At 72.1% G+C, this 17,009-nt stretch carries 16 protein-coding genes; 6 read left to right on the plus strand and 10 right to left on the minus strand.

The window, feature by feature from the left end; genetic code table 11:
- Nucleotides 1-38: 38 nt before the first annotated feature.
- The 7 genes from OHA98_RS27470 to OHA98_RS27500 form a co-directional block, all read right to left on the minus strand.
- Nucleotides 39-1,433 (minus strand): aldehyde dehydrogenase family protein, encoded by a 1,395-nt coding sequence (locus tag OHA98_RS27470; protein WP_266929415.1) that lies wholly within the window; start codon nucleotides 1,431-1,433, stop codon nucleotides 39-41.
- Nucleotides 1,434-1,577: 144 nt separating this feature from the next.
- On the minus strand, nucleotides 1,578-3,011 hold the full coding sequence (locus OHA98_RS27475) for a CitMHS family transporter (RefSeq protein WP_266929416.1): 1,434 nt from the start codon (nucleotides 3,009-3,011) through the stop codon (nucleotides 1,578-1,580).
- A gap of 121 nt (nucleotides 3,012-3,132) precedes the next feature.
- Nucleotides 3,133-3,270 (minus strand): hypothetical protein, encoded by a 138-nt coding sequence (locus OHA98_RS27480; protein WP_266929417.1) that lies wholly within the window; start codon nucleotides 3,268-3,270, stop codon nucleotides 3,133-3,135.
- A gap of 3 nt (nucleotides 3,271-3,273) precedes the next feature.
- A complete protein-coding gene (locus tag OHA98_RS27485) occupies nucleotides 3,274-3,894 on the minus strand; it encodes a TetR/AcrR family transcriptional regulator (RefSeq protein WP_266929418.1) in 621 nt (206 codons plus the stop codon).
- 55 nt (nucleotides 3,895-3,949) lie between these two features.
- Entirely contained in the window at nucleotides 3,950-5,233 is a 1,284-nt protein-coding gene (locus tag OHA98_RS27490; protein ID WP_266930933.1) for a hypothetical protein, read from the minus strand.
- A gap of 26 nt (nucleotides 5,234-5,259) precedes the next feature.
- Entirely contained in the window at nucleotides 5,260-6,159 is a 900-nt protein-coding gene (locus OHA98_RS27495; protein WP_266929419.1) for a hypothetical protein, read from the minus strand.
- Nucleotides 6,156-8,246, minus strand: a complete 2,091-nt coding sequence (locus tag OHA98_RS27500) for a right-handed parallel beta-helix repeat-containing protein (RefSeq protein WP_266929420.1) — start codon at nucleotides 8,244-8,246, stop codon at nucleotides 6,156-6,158. The genes OHA98_RS27495 and OHA98_RS27500 overlap by 4 nt, the downstream gene beginning before the upstream one ends.
- 146 nt (nucleotides 8,247-8,392) lie before the next feature.
- On the opposite strand from OHA98_RS27500, the gene hmgA reads away from it, so the two are divergent.
- From hmgA to OHA98_RS27515, 3 genes are all read left to right on the plus strand, one after another.
- The gene (gene hmgA / locus OHA98_RS27505; RefSeq protein WP_266929421.1) at nucleotides 8,393-9,712 is read left to right on the plus strand and encodes a homogentisate 1,2-dioxygenase; all 1,320 of its coding nucleotides are present in this window, start codon (nucleotides 8,393-8,395) and stop codon (nucleotides 9,710-9,712) included.
- A gap of 300 nt (nucleotides 9,713-10,012) precedes the next feature.
- Nucleotides 10,013-10,738 carry a GntR family transcriptional regulator gene (locus OHA98_RS27510; protein ID WP_266930934.1) on the plus strand — a complete coding sequence of 242 codons (726 nt, stop codon included), beginning with the start codon at nucleotides 10,013-10,015 and terminating at the stop codon, nucleotides 10,736-10,738.
- A 76-nt stretch (nucleotides 10,739-10,814) separates the two neighbouring features.
- A complete protein-coding gene (locus tag OHA98_RS27515; RefSeq protein WP_266929422.1) occupies nucleotides 10,815-12,233 on the plus strand; it encodes a type ISP restriction/modification enzyme in 1,419 nt (472 codons plus the stop codon).
- A gap of 205 nt (nucleotides 12,234-12,438) precedes the next feature.
- Here the strand turns inward: OHA98_RS27515 and OHA98_RS27520 are convergent, their stop codons facing one another.
- Complete coding sequence (locus OHA98_RS27520) at nucleotides 12,439-12,702, minus strand: hypothetical protein (protein ID WP_266929423.1); 264 nt, start codon at nucleotides 12,700-12,702, stop codon at nucleotides 12,439-12,441.
- A gap of 244 nt (nucleotides 12,703-12,946) precedes the next feature.
- On the minus strand, nucleotides 12,947-13,756 hold the full coding sequence (locus OHA98_RS27525) for an SGNH/GDSL hydrolase family protein (RefSeq protein WP_266929424.1): 810 nt from the start codon (nucleotides 13,754-13,756) through the stop codon (nucleotides 12,947-12,949).
- A gap of 200 nt (nucleotides 13,757-13,956) precedes the next feature.
- Between OHA98_RS27525 and OHA98_RS27530 the strand changes: the two genes are divergently transcribed.
- Nucleotides 13,957-15,051 (plus strand): DUF5925 domain-containing protein, encoded by a 1,095-nt coding sequence (locus tag OHA98_RS27530; RefSeq protein ID WP_266929425.1) that lies wholly within the window; start codon nucleotides 13,957-13,959, stop codon nucleotides 15,049-15,051.
- Nucleotides 15,052-15,115: 64 nt separating this feature from the next.
- Here OHA98_RS27530 and OHA98_RS27535 read toward each other — a convergent pair whose 3' ends face one another.
- On the minus strand, nucleotides 15,116-15,490 hold the full coding sequence (locus OHA98_RS27535; protein WP_266929426.1) for a GntR family transcriptional regulator: 375 nt from the start codon (nucleotides 15,488-15,490) through the stop codon (nucleotides 15,116-15,118).
- Nucleotides 15,491-15,560: 70 nt separating this feature from the next.
- Here OHA98_RS27535 and OHA98_RS27540 point away from each other — a divergent pair, with 70 nt between their 5' ends.
- Nucleotides 15,561-16,481 carry a GNAT family N-acetyltransferase gene (locus OHA98_RS27540; protein WP_266929427.1) on the plus strand — a complete coding sequence of 307 codons (921 nt, stop codon included), beginning with the start codon at nucleotides 15,561-15,563 and terminating at the stop codon, nucleotides 16,479-16,481.
- A complete protein-coding gene (locus tag OHA98_RS27545) occupies nucleotides 16,462-16,959 on the plus strand; it encodes a DUF402 domain-containing protein (RefSeq protein WP_266929428.1) in 498 nt (165 codons plus the stop codon). The genes OHA98_RS27540 and OHA98_RS27545 overlap by 20 nt, the downstream gene beginning before the upstream one ends.
- Nucleotides 16,960-17,009: the final 50 nt, after the last annotated feature.

The raw sequence follows: 17,009 nt of genomic DNA on the forward strand, positions 1-17,009 counted from the left end.
GGGGCGGATGCGCGAAAGGGCGGGCGGGGCGGTTTCGCTCAGAACTGGAGCGACTTGGTCTGGAGGTACTCCGTCAGACCGTGCGGGCCCAGTTCGCGCCCCACGCCCGACTGCTTGTACCCGCCGAAGGGGGCCAGCGGATTGAACCGCCCGCCGTTGATGTCGACCTGGCCGGTGTCCATCCGGCGGGCGAAGGCCACGGCCTCCGCGTCGTCGGCGGCCCAGACCGCGCCGGCCAGGCCGTACACGGTGTCGTTGGCGATCCGCAGGGCGTCGTCCACGTCCTCGTACCTGAGGATCGAGAGGACCGGGCCGAAGATCTCCTCGCGGGCGATGGTCATCTCCGGGGTGACATCGGCGAACACCGTGGGGCTGACGTAGTACCCCGGCGTCCTCGGGGCCTCGGGGCCGCCCGCGACCAGCCTGGCGCCCTGCGCGATGCCCTGTTCGATGTAGCCGCGCACCCGGGCCTGCTGCCCGGCGTTGACGACGGGGCCGACCCGCTCCCCCGGTACGTACTTGGCGACGGCCGCCGCCGCGAGGGCCACCGCCTCCTCGTACCGCTCGCCGTCGACCAGCATCCGGGTCCAGGCACTGCACGTCTGGCCGGAGTTGGACATCACATTGGCCACCCCGACCGCGACGGCCCTGGCGAGATCGGCGCCGGGCAGGATCACATTGGCGGACTTGCCCCCCAGTTCCAGGGCCACGCGCTTGACGGCGGCGCCCGCGGTGGCACCGATCCGCCTGCCGACGGCGGTCGATCCGGTGAAGGAGACGAGGTCGACGCCCTCGTGCTCGGCGAGCGCCTGACCGGCGACCGGGCCGAGTCCGGTGACGAGGTTGAAGACGCCGGCCGGCAGCTGGGCCTCCTCGGCGGCCTCGGCGAACAGCTGGGCGGTGAGCGGGGTGTCCTCGGCGGGCTTGAGGACGACCGTGCAGCCCGCGGCGAGCGCGGGGGCGACCTTGGCGACGATCTGGTGGAGCGGGTAGTTCCAGGGAGTGATCGCGCCGACCACACCGACCGGCTCCAGCAGGACGGTGGAGTTGCCGAGTTTCTCCTCGAAGCTGTACGAGGCGGCCAGTTCGGCGTACGAACCGGCGACCAGGACCGGCACACCCGCGTGCACCGCCTGCGAGAGCGGAAGCGGCGCGCCCAGTTCCGCGGTGACGGTCTCGGCTATCTCGTCCTTGCGGGCGGCCAGGACGTCGCGCAGCGCGGCGAGCCGGGCGGCGCGCTCGGCGGGCGGGGTGGCGGCCCAGCCGGGGAACGCGGCGCGGGCGGCCCGTACGGCGGCGTCGACGTCCGCGGCGGTGCCCGCCGGAACCCGGGCGATGACCCGCTCGTCCGCCGGGTTCACGACCTCGATCGTGTCCGGTCCCTCGGCAGGCCGCCACGTACCGCCGATGTACATCCCGTCATGGGCCTTCATGGCATGTCCTCCAGGGCATGGGTACCGCCGATGTCGTCCGAGCCCAAACTAGCGCCGTTAGTTTTTGGGCGCCAGGGACCGTCCGGAGACACCGGTCACGTCCGGCCCGCGGATTCGCCCGGTCCCGTCGGTGGCCGTCACGGCTCAGACGATGCCGAAGAGAATGCCCGCGCCGAGCACCACCAGGGAGGTGAGCACGGCCCACTTGACGGTGAACCTGGTGTGGTCGCCGAACTCGACCTTCGCCATGCCGACGAGGACGTAGACGGCGGGGACCAGCGGGGAGGACATATGGAGGGCCTGTCCGGCCAGGGAGGCGCGGGCGATCTCCAGCGGGGAGACGCCGTGCGCGGCTCCGGCCTCGGCGAGGACGGGGACGACCCCGAAGTAGAAGCCGTCGTTGGACATGAAGTACGTGAGCGGCAGGCTGAGCAGGCCGGTGACGACGGCCATGTGCGGGCCCATGCCGTCGGGGATCGCCCCGACGAGCCAGTCGGCCATGTGCTCGACCATGCCGGTGCCGGAGAGGACGCCGGTGAAGACGGCCGCGGCGAAGACCATGCCGGAGACATTGAGGACGTTGTCCGCGTGGGCCGCGATGCGGGCCCGCTGGTCGGGCATGTGCGGGAAGTTGACGGTGAGGGCGAGGGCGGCGCCGAGCAGGAAGAGGACCGGGATCGGCATCAGTTCCATGATCATCGCGGTCAGCAGGGCCACGGTGAGGCCGGCGTTGAACCAGTAGAGCCTGGGGCGCAGGGTGGCCCGGTTCGGGTCCAGGCCCTTGAACTCCTCTTCGTCGCCGGCATGACCGGCGGCCGGTGCGGGGTCGGCGTCCGCACCAGCACCAGCACCAGCAGTGACCGTGCCGGACCCGCCGGAAGCCTTGGCCGTACGGTCGCTGCCGCCACCCGCACCGACGAGCACCGTCTCCGTCTCCCGCACGAGGGCTTCGTCCAGGGTGAGGATGCCGAGCCGCTTGCGCTCACGCCGGCCGAGGACGAACGCCAGCACGAAGACGGCGAGCAGTCCGACCGCGAGCGCCGGGATCATGGGGACGAAGATGTCGGCCGCGTCCACCTTGAGCGCGGTGGCGGCACGGGCGGTGGGGCCGCCCCAGGGAAGGGTGTTCATCACGCCGTTCGCCGTGGCGGCGACGCCGGTCATCACGACCAGGCTCATCTTCAGACGCTTGTAGAGCGGATACATCGCCGAGACGGTGATCATGAAGGTGGTGGAGCCGTCGCCGTCCAGCGAGACGATCGCGGCGAGTACCGCCGTACCGACGACGATCCGCAGCGGGTCGGCCTTGCAGAAGCGCAGGATGGCCCGGACGATCGGGTCGAAGAGGCCGACGTCGATCATCACGCCGAAGTACACGATGGCGAACATGAGCATCGCGGCGGTCGGCGCGAGGTTGCCGACGCCCTCGATGACGTAGTCGCCCAGCTCGGCCCCCTGGCCGACGGCGACACAGAAGAGCGCGGGGATCAGGACCAGCGCCGCGATCGGCGACATCTTCTTCGTCATGATCAGCACCAGGAAGGTGGCGATCATGGCGAAGCCGAGGATTGTCAGCATGGGAGACACCTAACGTTCACCTTTGAACTCCCACCGGAGTCGGCGGTCCGGATGACGTTAGGTGCCCCGTTCCTGCGTTAACAAGATGTTGACGTGCGAGCAATACGAGCAAAACCCCAGGTCAATGGGGTGCCGTTACGGAGACGGGGATGGCGTTGAGCACGGCGGGGCGTGTGCAGCGGACCTGGTTGCGGACGGCCAGGGAGTTCAGCGCGAAGTCGAAGTGGGCGCTCTGCGAGGGCGGCGGCGGGGGCAGCACCAGTCAGTCGAGGATCCGCCCGAGGTAGGCCATGACCAGGACCCGGGTCTCGGCGACGATGGCCCGGTCGCCCGACGGGTCGGTGCGGAAGGCGAGTTGGAAGAGTGCGTCGGCGGCCTCGACACTGACCAGGCTCGCCCGGAGCAGGTGCTCGTCGGGGGTGCGGCCGAGGTGGTCGGCGAGCAGGTCGGCGAGCTTGGCCGCGACCCGCGGGTTGGCGTCGCCCATGGGGTCGTCGGCCGGGGACGGGGCGCCGAAGTCGACGAGGGCGAAGCCGGGGACGGACCGCTTCATCGCGAGGTACTCGTCCAGCACGGCGTCGACGACCGCGCGCCAGTCGGCGGCCGGAACGCCGGTGAGCCGCGCGGTGATGCGCTCCGTGTAGCTGTTCAGATTGCGCAGGGCCAGGGCGTCGACCAGGGCCCGCTTGTTGGAGAAGAACCGGTAGACGGAGCCGATGGGCACCTGCGCCCGGACGGCGACGGCACGGGTGGAGAGCTGTTCGTAGCCGGTCTCGTCGAGCAGTTCGGCGCAGGCGTCGAGTATCCGGGCGAGACGTTCGGCGCTGCGCCGCTGCACGGGGGCGCGGCGGAGGTTCGGGTTCGCATGGGGCACGGGCTCCATGATGCCGTGGGTCTCCTCCGCGGGAACGGGCGGTGGCCGCCGGTCCGACAGGCTCTCAGGCGATGAGCAGGGTGAGTCCGCCGAGGGTGTACGCGATCATCAGGACCAGCAGGGGCAGTTGTCCGGCGACCGCGCGGCCCGGCGGGAACAGCCGCACGGACCGGTCATGGGCGGCGACGACCCCGAGCACATGGCCGAGCACGATGGCGGCGACCTGGAGCGTGGCGAGGGCGCCGGGTCCCAGGGGCGGCCCGGGGGCGGCGGGATTGTCGGTGCCGAGTGCCATCATGACGGTGCGTGGCCCTTCGGTGACGAAGAGCGTGAAGTAGTGGGCGACGAGATAGCCGAGGGCGATCGGGACGAGCGAGTGCGCGAAGGCGGTGAGGGGGTGCGGCAGCCGGCCGGATATCAGCCGGGTGGCTCCGGCGCACAGGGTGTAGAGGGCGGCGACCAGGGCGACGGCGCCGAGGAGTCCGAGCGTGGCGGCCGCGGTGCGGCCCAGGGGTGAGGTCTGGACGGTGGTGATCCAGGAGGGGGCGTCGGAGAAGCCGTCGTAGGCGGTGGATCCGAGCATGACGCAGACGGTGGCGACGAGCCCGGGGACCTGCGCGGTGGCGTCGAGTCCGTTGAACGGGGAGCGCAGGACGAGGCGGCGGTCGGAGCGGCGGCGCCCGAGCGGGGAGAGGCGGGCCAGCAGGCCGGAGTAGACCTCGAAGGCGTCGGCGTGGTCGAACCAGCGGTCCCCGTGGCGGGCGGCGCCCGCGAGATGGATCGCGGTGTACACGGCGAGGAAGAGGAGGAGCGCGGTGGCCGACGCGGGGTCGGGGGCGACCAGTTCGAGCCAGGTGAAGGCGAGGAGCCCGGCCGCCGCGGGCCACATCCCCAGCCGGACGGGGACGGGGCGGCCGGCGGCCGGGTCCCGGCGCAGGGCGCGGCAGACCAGGAGGTGCGTGGTGCGCAGGGGGTTGAGCAGCCGCCAGACGGGGCCCAGGAACAGGGAGGCCGGGACGAGCCCGACCCAGAAGAGCACATAGAGCGCACCGGCGGCCGGATTGCGTTCCGGGTCCTCCGGGCCGAGGAGGAGCTGGAGTACGACGAACAGGGCGGCGCCCGCCCCGAGTACGCGCGCCGCGATACGGGTGGGCCGGGCATCGGCGAGCCGTTGCACGGCGCCCGGCAGCGGGCGGCCCGCCCGGTCGCCCCGGAAACGGGAGGCGGACCAGAGCAGGCCGAGCGCGAGGAAGGAGACGAAGAGCGCGGTGAACGCGCCCGCGAAGGCGTAGAAGGGCGACAGCGGCAGGTCGTGCTGCGAGCCGACGCCGTGGGCGAGTACGGACACCGTGCGCACCGGGCCTTCCGGACCCGTCACCGTACGACGAGCTGGGTCAGGAGCAGGCCGGACCCGTGTGTCTCGACCTCGAAGAGCCCGGTGCGGTCGGCGGTGAGGGTGAGGGTGGTGGTGCGGCCGGCGGGCAGATCGGCCTCCTTGTCGTAGCCATGGACGTGGAGGGTGTCGGCGCGGTCGCTGCGGACCCGAAGGGCGACACGTTCGCCCTTTTCGACCTCGGTGCGGCCGGGCGCGGGACTCACCTTGCCGTGGGCGATGGAGATGTCCAGGGTGCGGTCGGCGGCGGGCCGTTCCGGTGGACCTGACGGTTTCCCGGAGGCACCGGACGTACCGGAAGCGCCGGGGGCGAGAGGAGCGGTGGCCTCGATCGGGCCGGCCGCGACGGCCCAGGCCGTGTGGTCGTCGGCGTAGAGCCGGGCGGTGAGGGAGCGGGGACCGTCTGCCGTGGAGCGGGCGAGCGCGCCGGGGAGGTGGTACCAGGGCCCGTAGAGCCGGGCGAGCGGGCGTCCGTCGAGGAACAGGCGGACATGGCCGCGCCCGGGAAGGGCCGCACCGCCCACGCTGTCCGGGGTGAAGCGGAAGTTCCGTACGGAGACATGGACGTTCCAGCCGTCCTCGGAGTCGGGCCGCACGGAGAGCTCCGCTTCCGGCGCCCGGTCCGCGTCCACCTGGCGCAGACGGTGGCCGTTGCCGTCGTCCGCGGCGAGCAGTCGCCCGACGGCACCGCTCGCCTGTTCATGGCCGGTCCCGGGCTTGTGGTGCGTGGTGGCGCGCCCGCCGCAGCCGCTCGCCCCGAGGACGAGGGCGAGGGTGAGGGCGGCAAGGAGTGCGACGGTGCGGGTACGGGCCTTCGCCGCCTGTTCGCGGCCGACCGGGACCTTCACGGGGCCGGCGGTGCGGGTACGGGCCGGTTTCATGACAACTCTCCGTTCGGGGTGGGCCGGGCGGCGGAGTGCTGCCGGTCCGGGTCGCCGGGGCTCTCCTGGGACCCGCCGGCCCGCTCCGCGGCCTCCGCGCCGTGCCGGGCCGCGGCGACGACCGCCCACACCACCCACACCACACCGAGCAGCCCACGCACCCACGCCGGGCTCAGCGGTATCCACGGGATCATCAGGACCCCCTTGTCGAAGGCGTCCAGCAGGGTGAGCGTCCCCAGGGCGACGGTGGTCCAGCCGAAGCCGGGCCGCTCGCGGCGCAGCACGAGCCCGATGCCGGTCCACCACACACCCGTCAGCAGCAGCGCCACCGCGGGCAGATAGGTGGAGGTGAGCCCCATGGTCGCGCCGGCCACATCCAGGGCCAGGCCGACGGCGCCGAGCAGGGTCAGCGCGGTCGCGGCCCGGCTGTGGCGCAGCCTGCGCCACCACAGCACCCCGCCGACCAGGGCGAGAACCACCGCGAGCCCCAGGGCCGCCTGCACCTCGATGCGTTCGATGCCCCGTGCCCCGTACCAGTCGCAGCCCGCCGGGAGCCGGCGCGCCTGCACGCTGTAGTCGGCGCAGACCAGCAGATGGGCGAGCTTGACCGGCTCGCCGGCCAGCCGGTCGGTGGACCCGGACACCTCGCCGCGCTCCGCCCCGCACTCGGGCAGGGTGCGCGGGGTGGAGGGTCCCGTTCCGGGCTGCCAGCAGTTGGACTCGCCCTGTCCGTCCCACCACACATCGGTCCGGTTGGGCCGGGACCTGCCCTGCTTGTCCGTGCCGAGGTGGTTGTCGGCGTAGCGGTTGTGATGGGACGTGTCGGTCTGCTTGGCGAGGGAGTCCTCGCCCCGGATGAACGCGGGGGCGGCGCTCAGGAAGAACGCGGCGCGCTCGTGCCCGTAGACCCAGTTGTTCTCGTACAGGTTCCAGTTGCCGCCCGCGGTGATGATGCCGGTGCCGGGGGGCATGGAGATCTGCGGGCAGACGACCCCCCGCTCGTAGCCGCGTTCGACGGGGGGCTTGGCGCAGGTGCCGTCGGCGACGTACGGGTAGTAGTCGGCGTTGTTGTCGTGGATCAGGTTGCGTTCGAAGCGGGCGTGGTTCTGCGGCAGGCCGGGGTGGCCGGGGAAGGCGCTGTCCATGGAGGCGCCGCCCATGTTGTGGTCGAACTCGTTGTCGTGGACGTAGACGGAGTCGCCCGCCGTGCCGGAGTAGCCGACCATGTTGTGGTGGCTCCGGCAGCCGGTGATCTCGATGGCGTAGCGCGGGACGTCGTAGCCCCGGCCGTCGTTGATGTTCGACGCGCTGCCCGGATAGATGCCGGAGTCGCCGTTCCCGTAGGACTCGCAGTTCTTGTAGAGCCCGTGGTCGCTGGCGAAGGTGAGAAAGCCGTACTCGTCGTTCCACCGGGTGAGGACGTCGTCGATGACGAAGCCGTCCTGGGCCAGGACGTACAGCGAGTTGAAGGTGGTGCGCTGCGCGGTGAAGTTCTTGAAGTAGATCCCGTCGGACTTGTCGGCGCGGATCGCGTTCAGCTTCTGGTACTTGGCGTCGATGACGACATCCGTGCGGTCCGCGCCCGTCCCCTCGATCTGGAGGTTCTTCTTGCCGAGGATCGCGACCAGGTTCTGGTTGTGCGGGCACCGCTCCTGCTGCGCGTAGCTGAGGATCTGGTAGCCGAGCTGCGAGTCGGGAGCCTTGAGCCGGGCGCACTCCCCGGCCGGTTTCGGGAGCGAGGGCTCCTCCTCGTACAGGCCCGGCAGGACGGCGATGTTGGTGCCGGGCCGGACGGCCGCGTCGACCGCCTGCTGGAGATGCCGGTAGCCGGTTTCGCGGCACTGCTCGAAGAGGGCCATGTTCCGGGCGCGCAGCCGGGCCGGGAAGCCCGCCGTGCGGCGTACGAAGTCCGCCCGGTCGGTCTTGCAGACCAGCAGGTCCGGTGGTCCGGTGCGGTACTCGGGGACGCTGCCGGTGCCGTCGGGCAGGGTCAGCGGCCGTTCTTCGTGCGCTTGGGCGGCCGGGGCCGCGAGCAGCGCGGCGACGAGCGCCGCGAGAACCACCAGGAGTCTGCGTGTCCACGACATGTGCGGGAGAGTAGAGCATTGTTCATCTTTTGGAACCCCCTTGCGCACCACGAATGCCGTTGACGCGCCAGGTTCCGATTCCTACGGTTACCCATAGGATTCGTTGTCCGGCGGATTCCAGGCACCCTCAGCACCGGGAGCGCATGATGAGCGGCATCGAGCAGGCGAGGAAGACGGCGGAGGGGCTGGCCTATTCCTCGGGTTTCGGCAATGAGCACAGCTCGGAGGCGGTGCCGGGCGCCCTGCCGCACGGCCGCAATTCACCGCAGCGCGCCCCGCTGGGGCTGTACGCCGAGCAGCTGAGCGGGTCCGCGTTCACCGAACCCCGGGCCCGGAACCGGCGTTCCTGGCTCTACCGGATCCGCCCCTCCGCGGCGCACCCGCCGTTCGTCCGTGTCGACAACGGCGCCGTGCGCACCGCACCGTTCACCGAGTCGGTCCCCGACCCCAACCGGCTCCGCTGGAACCCGCTGCCCGCCCCCTCCCCCGGCACCGACTTCCTCTCCGGTCTGTGGACGCTGGGCGGCAACGGCGACGCCGCGCAGCGCACCGGCATGGCCGTGCACCTCTACCACGCCAACTCCTCCATGACGGACCGGGTGTTCAGCGACTCCGACGGTGAGCTGCTGATCGTCCCGGAGCGCGGCGGTCTGCTGCTGCGGACCGAACTGGGCCTGCTGCACGCCGAACCGGGCCGGATCGCGCTGATCCCGCGCGGTGTCCGCTTCCGGGTGGAGCTGCTGGAGGAGACCGCCCGCGGCTATGTCTGCGAGAACTACGGTCAGCCGTTCGCCCTCCCCGACCTCGGCCCGATCGGCGCCAACGGCCTCGCCAACGCCCGGGACTTCCTGGCGCCCGTCGCCGCGTACGAGGACCACGAGGGCCCTGTCGAGGTGATCAACAAGTTCTGCGGCAACCTGTGGTCCGCGACGTACGGCCACTCCCCGCTCGATGTCGTCGCCTGGCACGGGAACCACACCCCGTACGTCTACGACCTGCGCCGTTTCAATGTCATCGGCACCATCAGCTACGACCACCCGGACCCCTCGATCTTCACCGTGCTGACCTCACCGTCCGACACCCCCGGACTCGCCGGAGTGGACTTCGTGGTCTTCGCCCCGCGCTGGCTGGTCGGCGAGGACACCTTCCGCCCGCCGTACTTCCACCGCAATGTGATGAGCGAGTACATGGGACTGATCGAGGGGGCGTACGACGCGAAGGCGGACGGCTTCGTCCCGGGCGGTGGTTCCCTGCACAACATGATGTCCGCGCACGGTCCCGACCGGGAGACCTTCGACCGGGCGAGCGCGGCGGAGCTGAAGCCGCAGAAGATCGACGACGGCCTGGCCTTCATGTTCGAGACGCGGTGGCCGGTCACGGCGACCTCGCAGGCCGCGGGCGCCGACCACCTGCAGCGCGGGTACGACGACGTATGGCAGGGTCTGACCCGCAACTTCCGGCCATAGGCGGACCGGGCGGACCGGGCCGCAGTGCCGGGACGGCGGAGGGCGAGCGAGCTGAACGAGGTGGGCAGGGTGAGCGAAGCTCAGGGCGCGAGCCGGGTCGATGGACCGCACGGGGCCGGGGATGTGCTCGGGGCCCAGGGAACGCGTGGGGCTCAGGGGGCTCTCGGGGGGCAGGGGGCTCTCGGGGCCCAGGGAACGCGTGGGACCCAGGGCGCGCGTGGGACCCAGGGCGCGCGTGGGGCGAACGAAGCGCACAGGGCGACCGAGGCGCGTCGCCCGCCCTCCTTCGCACCCGACTCCCTGGTCCTGAACCGGAAGCTCCCTCTCTGGTACCAGGTCTCGCAGTCGCTGCGGGCCTCGATACTGGGTCGCCCGCAGGACGCCTCCCCGCGGCTGCCCACCGAGGAGCAGCTCGCCGCGCACTACGGGGTCAGCGTGCTCACCATGCGCCAGGCACTCAAGGAGCTGGAGACGGAAGGGCTGATCAGCAGGCACCGGCGGCGCGGCACCTTCATCGAGCCGCGCGCCCGGCGCGTCTCGCCGGTCCGGCTGCTGGGCTCGGTCGACGCGATCGTGGCGCAGCAGTCGGGCGAGCGGACCACCGTGCTCGGCCACGGGCCGGGCCCGGTTCCGGGCGACCTCGCCGAGTTCTTCCCGGACTGCGCCGAGGTGGTCGGCTACCGGCGCCTCCGCTGCGACGGCGAGACGGGCGAGCCCACCAACTGGGCGGAGAACGCGCTGCGCCCCGAGATCGCGGCCCGGCTCGATGTGGCCGATCTCGAACGGTGGCCGATGACCAAGGTGCTGCGCGACGCCGTGGGGGTGCGGATCTCCCGGATCACCGACACCGTCGAAGCACGCCTGGCCGACCCGGACACCGCCGAGCTGCTCCAGGTCCCGCTGCTCAGCCCGATCCTGCACTACACGGGGGTGACCTACGACGACGACGGACGCGTCGTGGATGTGGCGCGGATCAGATACCGGGGAGACCGCTTCTCCTTCTCCGTGACGGTCGAGGCGCACTGACCCCACCCCACGGTGGCACCGCCCGCCGCTACGATGCCGGTGGTTCGGCGGACGCGGCGGGGCGGAGGACGACACGGTGGCAGCGCGGAGGGCGGCCGGAGCCGGCGGGAACGCGGAGTTCCCACTGCTCGACGAGTTGATGCCGTGGTCTGTACGGCCCCTCAGAACCGGACGCCCCTGGGTGAGGAGCCCCGACCCGGCGACGCTCAGGGCGCGCTGGGAGCGGCTGGTCCGGGCCGAAGGCGCCGAGCGGGAGAGGCTGTTCGCGCCCAGCCGCCACCGTACGCCGCACACCGCGGTCGCCGCCCTGCCCGGCCGGGCCACCCGTACGGGCAGATTCGCCCGGGACCCCGGCCCGTTCCCCGACCCCGTACGGATCCTGCACGGACCGTTCGACGAACAGTGGCTGATCCCCGATCACCGGCTGATCGACGCCGCCCGCCCCGAACTGTGGCGGGTCGCCGACGGGCACCAGCTCTTCGCCGTCGAGCACGGCTCCGTCCCCCAGGGCACCGGGCCCGCCCTCTGGGTGAGCGCGCTGCTTCCCGACGGGCACTCCCCCGCCGGCCGGCCGGGCCGGATCCGGCCGCTGTACCGGCGGCCGGGCGGCACGGAACCCAATCTGGCGCCGGGCCTGCTCGATCTGCTGCGTGGCCGGCTGGGCGACGAGGGCGGCAGCGGCACCGGCAGCGGCAATTGGGGCGGCAACGACGGCAGCAGCGAGGACGCGCTCACCGCCGAGTCCGTCCTGGCCTGGGCCCTCGCCGTCGCCCTCCCCTCCCCCGGCGGCTGCCGGGTGCCCCTGCCCGCCGACAGGCGGCTCTGGGCAGCGGGTGTGGGGCTGGGCCGGGAGCTGATGCGGCCGCAGTTGCGCGGGGCACGCGGCGGGGAGCGCCCCCGGCTGCCGGGCGGCCGTCGCCCCTATGTGCGGGCCGCGATCCCGCCCCGGCCGCGGACGCTGGACTACGACCCGGACGGCGAGGTGCTCGCCGTCGGCGAGGGCCGTATCTCCCCCGTACCGGCGGGTGCCTGGGAGTTCCGGGTGGGCGGCGTACGGATGCTGGAGCTCTGGTTCGAGCGGCGTACGGCGGCGACGGCGGGGCCCGGCACCGGCGCCGGGAACGGTGCCGCGAACGGAAGCGGAACAGGAAGCGGAACAGGAAGCGCACCGGGCAGCGGGGCGGGGAACGGACCGGAAAGCACGGCTGAGGCCGGGCGGCCGCCGGTGGACGGGGGCCTGGCGGCGGTCGGCCCGCACGGCTGGCTGCAGGAGTGGACCTCGGAGCTCCTCGAACTCATCACCGTCCTCGCGCTCCTCGACGGGCTGGAGGACCGTCGGCAGGCGCTGCTGGCGCGGCTGGACGGGGCGCCGCTGATCACCCGGGAGGAACTGGTGGGCGCCGGAGTGCTGCCCGTTCCCGCGGCGGCCCGGCGGCCCGCGTCCGTGCTCGATCACCACGAGGAAGGGCCGGAGGGACAGTTCGCCCTGCTGTGACCGGGCCGCAGGCCCGCTCCGGCCGCGGCTCCCGCACCGAGCCGGTGAGGGCGGGGCCGGGTGCCGCTCCAGCGCCGGGCGAGCACACCGAAGCACTGCTGCGAGCCCTGGGAATGACGGACGAGCAGGCAGCAGTGCTGTGCCGGGAGGTGTGATCGCCCGCGCCGTCCCGAACAGCGGGCCGGCCCGGAGTGATGCGGTCGGTTCAGCGGCGGCTGCCGAAGAGCGAGCGCCGCAGTCGCCGCAGGGGCGCGAAGAGCGAGACACGCGCGCTCTTGCTCCGGCGGCGGTGCGCGGCATCGCGCGAGGTCAGCTCACGCATCAGCAGCGTCGCTTCCGCGGCATCACGCTGTGGGACGGCAGGGCCGCCGAGCACCGCGAGATGGCGGTCGAGGCGCGAACTGGTCGCGCTGCTTCCGCATGTAATGGCAGGCACACGCGGCCTGCTTCGCACCGTTATCTGTTCCATGTCACTCCCCACCCGTACGAGGGCACCCGGCTCGGGCAGGTTAACCCTATCCCCCCGCAGTGACACCCGTGTATCCCGGCCACAGGATTGAGCACACACATACGGAGGTTGACGACCAGTTACCGAATCTGTCCGATTCCTGGGCGACTTGGACAGATCGGAAGGTCGGAGCCACAGGCAGGAGACCCTGGCGGACAAGGCCTCCTGCCACGGGCACCGGCGACGGACGGCCGGCCGGCCGCGGTCAGGCGGCCGAGTTCAGGACGGGCAGATAGCCGCCCGACTGCCCGGCGGCGGTGGGGTGGTAGGACTCGCCGATGTTGAGCCAGTTCACACTGTGCAGCCAGGCGCTGCCCGAGCAGATCTCATGGCCCGTGAAGGTCTTCGCGACATCACCGAAGGTGAAGCCGTGGTCGGCGGCCCGCTTGGCGGTGGCCGCGTTGAGGTAGTCGGCGGCGCCGTTGATGGCGGCGCGCTCGTTCTCGTTCAGACCGGCGAGGCAGCTGCCGCCCAGCTTGTAGAAGCGGGGGTAGCCGAGGACGACGACCCGGGCGGAGGGGGCCTTGGCGCTGATCGCCGCGTACACGGAGTCGAGCTTGCCGGGAAGGGTGGAGTCGACATAGCTGCGGGCCGTGGCGATCCGGCTCAGACAGGTCGACTCCGACTGGAGGACACAGGTGGTCATGACGTCGGCGAAGCCCGCGTCGTTTCCGCCGATGGAGATCGAGACCAGGTCGGTCGAGGAGTTCAGCGGACCGAGCTGACCGCCCGTGACATCACCGGTGCGGGCGCCGGAGCAGGCGGTGAAGGCGAACGAGGCGGGCGAGTTGGCGGCGGCCCAGAGCGCCGGGTAGGCGCGGGTGCTGCGCTTGCAGTCGCCGCTGCCGCTGTCGTAGCTGCCGGCCCCGACACCCGAGGAGTACGAGTCGCCGAGCGCCACGTAGTCGACGGCCTTCACGGAATCCGCGGCGCTCGCCGCACCCGCGCCGGTGAGGGCGAGCACCGTACCGAGCAGGAGAGAGGACGAGAACGCCACGAGTCTGGACATTTTCATGGGACCTCCTTGAGCAGGGGTATCTGCGTCCCTACGTCGTAGCAGGACCCACCGCCGATCAGGAAGTGTGCATGTCAAAGATATTTGTCGAATGCGCCTTGCCGCCCCCCTGAGTTCACCGGACGCCGGGGCGGCCGGCCCCGGTACGAAGTGGTGAAACCCGGGTGCGCGGGGTGGTCCCGTGCCGGATCATGGGCGCCATGTCCGCCAACCCTGAGTCCGCTCTGCCGATCCGGCTCACCGTCGACGACAGTGATTCACCCTCCGATGTCGTCGACGCGCTGTTCCTCGGCCGGTTCGCGACGGGTGAGCAGCCGTACTCCCACAGCTCCTCCCTCGAAAGCGTCAAGTCCGGGGCCACGCTGCTGCCTCCGGCCGCCAAGGTGCTGCGGGCCGCCCGGGGCGACGACCGCAGTGCCGTGCTCGCCGAGGGCGAGGGCTGGACCCTGCTGGTCTCCCGGTGGAGCCGCGGCGCCGACCTCACCGTCACCGCGACCAGCCCCGAGCTGGCGGAGAAGGTGCTCGGACAGGCGACGGACGGCGCCCAGGACGAGCCGGAACCGCAGCCCGACAACGTGGCCATGGGCTTCTGGTACGTCTCGCCCCGGCGCGGGCCGCACCGCACCACCCGGCAGATCTCCGCCGGGACCTGGGACGAGGTCCGCCCCAACTACACCGCTCCGGTGGCCGAGGCCATGGACCGGCTGATGAAGGTGACCCCCGACGACATCTCGGGCCGGCTGCTCCTGCTGCACGGCCCGCCGGGCACCGGCAAGACCTCGGCGCTGCGCACCCTGGCCCGGTCCTGGCGCGACTGGTGCCAGGTCGACTGTGTACTGGACCCGGAGCGGCTCTTCAACGATGTCGGCTATCTGATGGACATCGCGATCGGCGAGGACGACGGCACGGCGAAGGAACGCTGGCGCCTGCTGCTCCTGGAGGACTGCGACGAACTGATCCGCGGCGAGGCCAAGCACACGGCGGGCCAGGCGCTGTCCCGGCTGCTGAACCTGACGGACGGTCTGCTGGGCCAGGGCCGCAACGTCCTCGTGGGGGTCACCACCAATGAGGACCTGGAACGGCTGCATCCGGCGGTCGTCAGGCCGGGCCGCTGCCTGGCCCGTATCGAGGTGGGGCCGCTGACCCACCAGGAGTCGGTGTCCTGGCTGGGTACGGAGGAGGGGCTGGGACGGGACGGTGCGACGCTCGCGGAGCTGTACGCGCTGCGCCGCGGCAGCGGGCCCGCGTCGGTGCCGAAGCAGGACGCGGGAGCGGACGCGGGCCTGTATCTCTGAGCGGCGGTCCGCCGTCCCCGCTGCCGTACCTCCGCCCGGCGGACCCGGTGCGTCCGGGGCTTCGTCAGCGCGTGTACGCGGCCCGCACGGCGTCCTGGGCGAGCGACACCGCCTGCGCACGGGACAGCCCGAGCCGCTGGGCCAGTTCGGCGTACTCCTGCGCGGCGGCCGCGGCCTTCCGCTCGGCCGCGTCCCCCGCCGCGGCGACGAAGGTCCCGTTCCGGCCCCGGGTCTCGATCACCCCGTCCGCCTCCAGCGCCCGGTAGGCCTTGGCCACGGTGTTGGCGGCGAGGCCGAGTTCATCGGCGAAGCCGCGTACGGTCGGCAGCCGGTAGCCGACGGGCAGAGCGCCGGAGCGGGCCAGTTCGGAGAGCTGCGTGCGCAACTGCTCGTACGGGGCGGTGCCGGCATCCGGGTCAATGGCGATCTTCAGAGTCACGGGGCGATTCTCCCCCACCGCGGGAAAATGGGGAGGCGGTCGCGGCCGTGCTCCACGTAGCGTCCGGCGCATGACTGTGATTGTTCGCGACTTCCTCCCCACCGATGCCGAGGGCTGGGTACGGGTGCGCCGGGCCGCCCTTCCGTACATGGTGACCACGGCCGAGCAGGTGGCCTTCGACCTCGCCACCGCCCATCCGGACCGCCGGTACCGGCTGCTGGTCGCCGAGGAGGACGGGGAGGTCGTCGGAACCGCGCAGGTGGGCATCTCCCACGACACCCCCGAGCCCGGCCAGGGGTTCTGCAACCCGTACACCCACCCGGACCGGCTGGGGCGCGGGGCGGGTTCGCTGCTGCTGAGCACGGCCGAGGAGTATCTGGCCGGGGTCGGGGCGGTCGCCGTGTACACCTGGGTGCTCGACGAGACGGCCTGCCGGGAGTTCGCCCGGAAGCGCGGCTACGGGCCCAGCCGCCCGGCCCACTTCCTCCACCTCGACCTGAAGAACAGCACACTGCCGCCGCTCCAGGACGTCCCGGCGGGCGTCGAACTGCGTACCGCGGCCTCCTTCGCCGACGATCCGCGGCCGCTGTTCGAGGCGGACGCGGAGACGACGGCGGACGAGCCCAGCGACACCCCCTCCGAACTGGCGGACTACGAGGACTGGCTGAACAGCACCTGGCGCCATCCCTCCTTCGACCGTGAGCTGACCTCGGTGGCGATGGTGGACGGCGAGGTGGCGGCGTTCAGCGCGGCCACCACCGACGGCGGCACGACGTATGCGACGGGGATGACCGGAACCCGCCGGGCCCACCGCGGCCGGGGGCTGGCGAAGCTCGCGAAGAACGACTCCCTGCACCGGGCGCGCGCCGCCGGATACACGGACGCGTACACCGGCAATGACGCGGGCAACGGTCCGATGCTGGCGATCAACGAGTGGTTCGGCTACCGGATCTGTGCCACGGAGGTACGCCATGTCCGCGCACTCGGCTGAACCGGCGGACGTGGTCGTCGCCCTGACCAAGGCGGGCCGGACCAAGATCCGCTACCCCGCCCGTCTGATCCGCGACGAGGGCGGGCGGGTGACCGTGAGGGCTCCCTGGGCGGCGCCCGGGATCCGGGACTTCGGCTTCGTACGGTTCGAACCGGGGGATGTGTTCACCGAGCACTACTGGCGGGACCGGTGGTTCGCGGTGAAGGAGGTACGCACGGGTGCCGGCGAGCTGAAGGGCTGGTACTGCGACATCACCCGGCCCGCCCTCCTGGCGGACGGCGTGCTGGAGGTCGAGGATCTGGATCTCGACCTGTGGGTGTCGGCGGACGGTTCGTCCGTACTGCGGCTGGACGAGGACGAGTTCGCCGACAGCGGCCTCGCCGTACGCGACCCGGCCGCGGCCGGCGCGGCGGTGCGGGCCCTGGACGAACTGGAACACCTCGCCCGCACCGAAGGGCTGGCCCCGCTGCTCGCGTGAGGGCCCGCCCCGCCGTGCGCCCGGCCCTGAGCTGACCCTGCGGACGACCC

Origin of the sequence: Streptomyces sp. NBC_00654 (assembly GCF_026341775.1) — a bacterium.
Classification (GTDB): domain Bacteria; phylum Actinomycetota; class Actinomycetes; order Streptomycetales; family Streptomycetaceae; genus Streptomyces.

Coding starts and splice junctions, on each gene's coding strand:
- OHA98_RS27485 (WP_266929418.1), bottom strand. CDS start 3,894: ATGGAGCCCGTGCCCCATGCGAACCCGAACCTCCGCCGCGCCCCCGTG.
- OHA98_RS27495 (WP_266929419.1), bottom strand. CDS start 6,159: ATGAAACCGGCCCGTACCCGCACCGCCGGCCCCGTGAAGGTCCCGGTC.
- OHA98_RS27500 (WP_266929420.1), bottom strand. CDS start 8,246: ATGTCGTGGACACGCAGACTCCTGGTGGTTCTCGCGGCGCTCGTCGCC.
- hmgA (WP_266929421.1), top strand. CDS start 8,393: ATGAGCGGCATCGAGCAGGCGAGGAAGACGGCGGAGGGGCTGGCCTAT.
- OHA98_RS27475 (WP_266929416.1), bottom strand. CDS start 3,011: ATGCTGACAATCCTCGGCTTCGCCATGATCGCCACCTTCCTGGTGCTG.
- OHA98_RS27470 (WP_266929415.1), bottom strand. CDS start 1,433: ATGAAGGCCCATGACGGGATGTACATCGGCGGTACGTGGCGGCCTGCC.
- OHA98_RS27525 (WP_266929424.1), bottom strand. CDS start 13,756: ATGAAAATGTCCAGACTCGTGGCGTTCTCGTCCTCTCTCCTGCTCGGT.
- OHA98_RS27545 (WP_266929428.1), top strand. CDS start 16,462: ATGTCCGCGCACTCGGCTGAACCGGCGGACGTGGTCGTCGCCCTGACC.
- OHA98_RS27530 (WP_266929425.1), top strand. CDS start 13,957: ATGTCCGCCAACCCTGAGTCCGCTCTGCCGATCCGGCTCACCGTCGAC.
- OHA98_RS27520 (WP_266929423.1), bottom strand. CDS start 12,702: ATGGAACAGATAACGGTGCGAAGCAGGCCGCGTGTGCCTGCCATTACA.
- OHA98_RS27540 (WP_266929427.1), top strand. CDS start 15,561: ATGACTGTGATTGTTCGCGACTTCCTCCCCACCGATGCCGAGGGCTGG.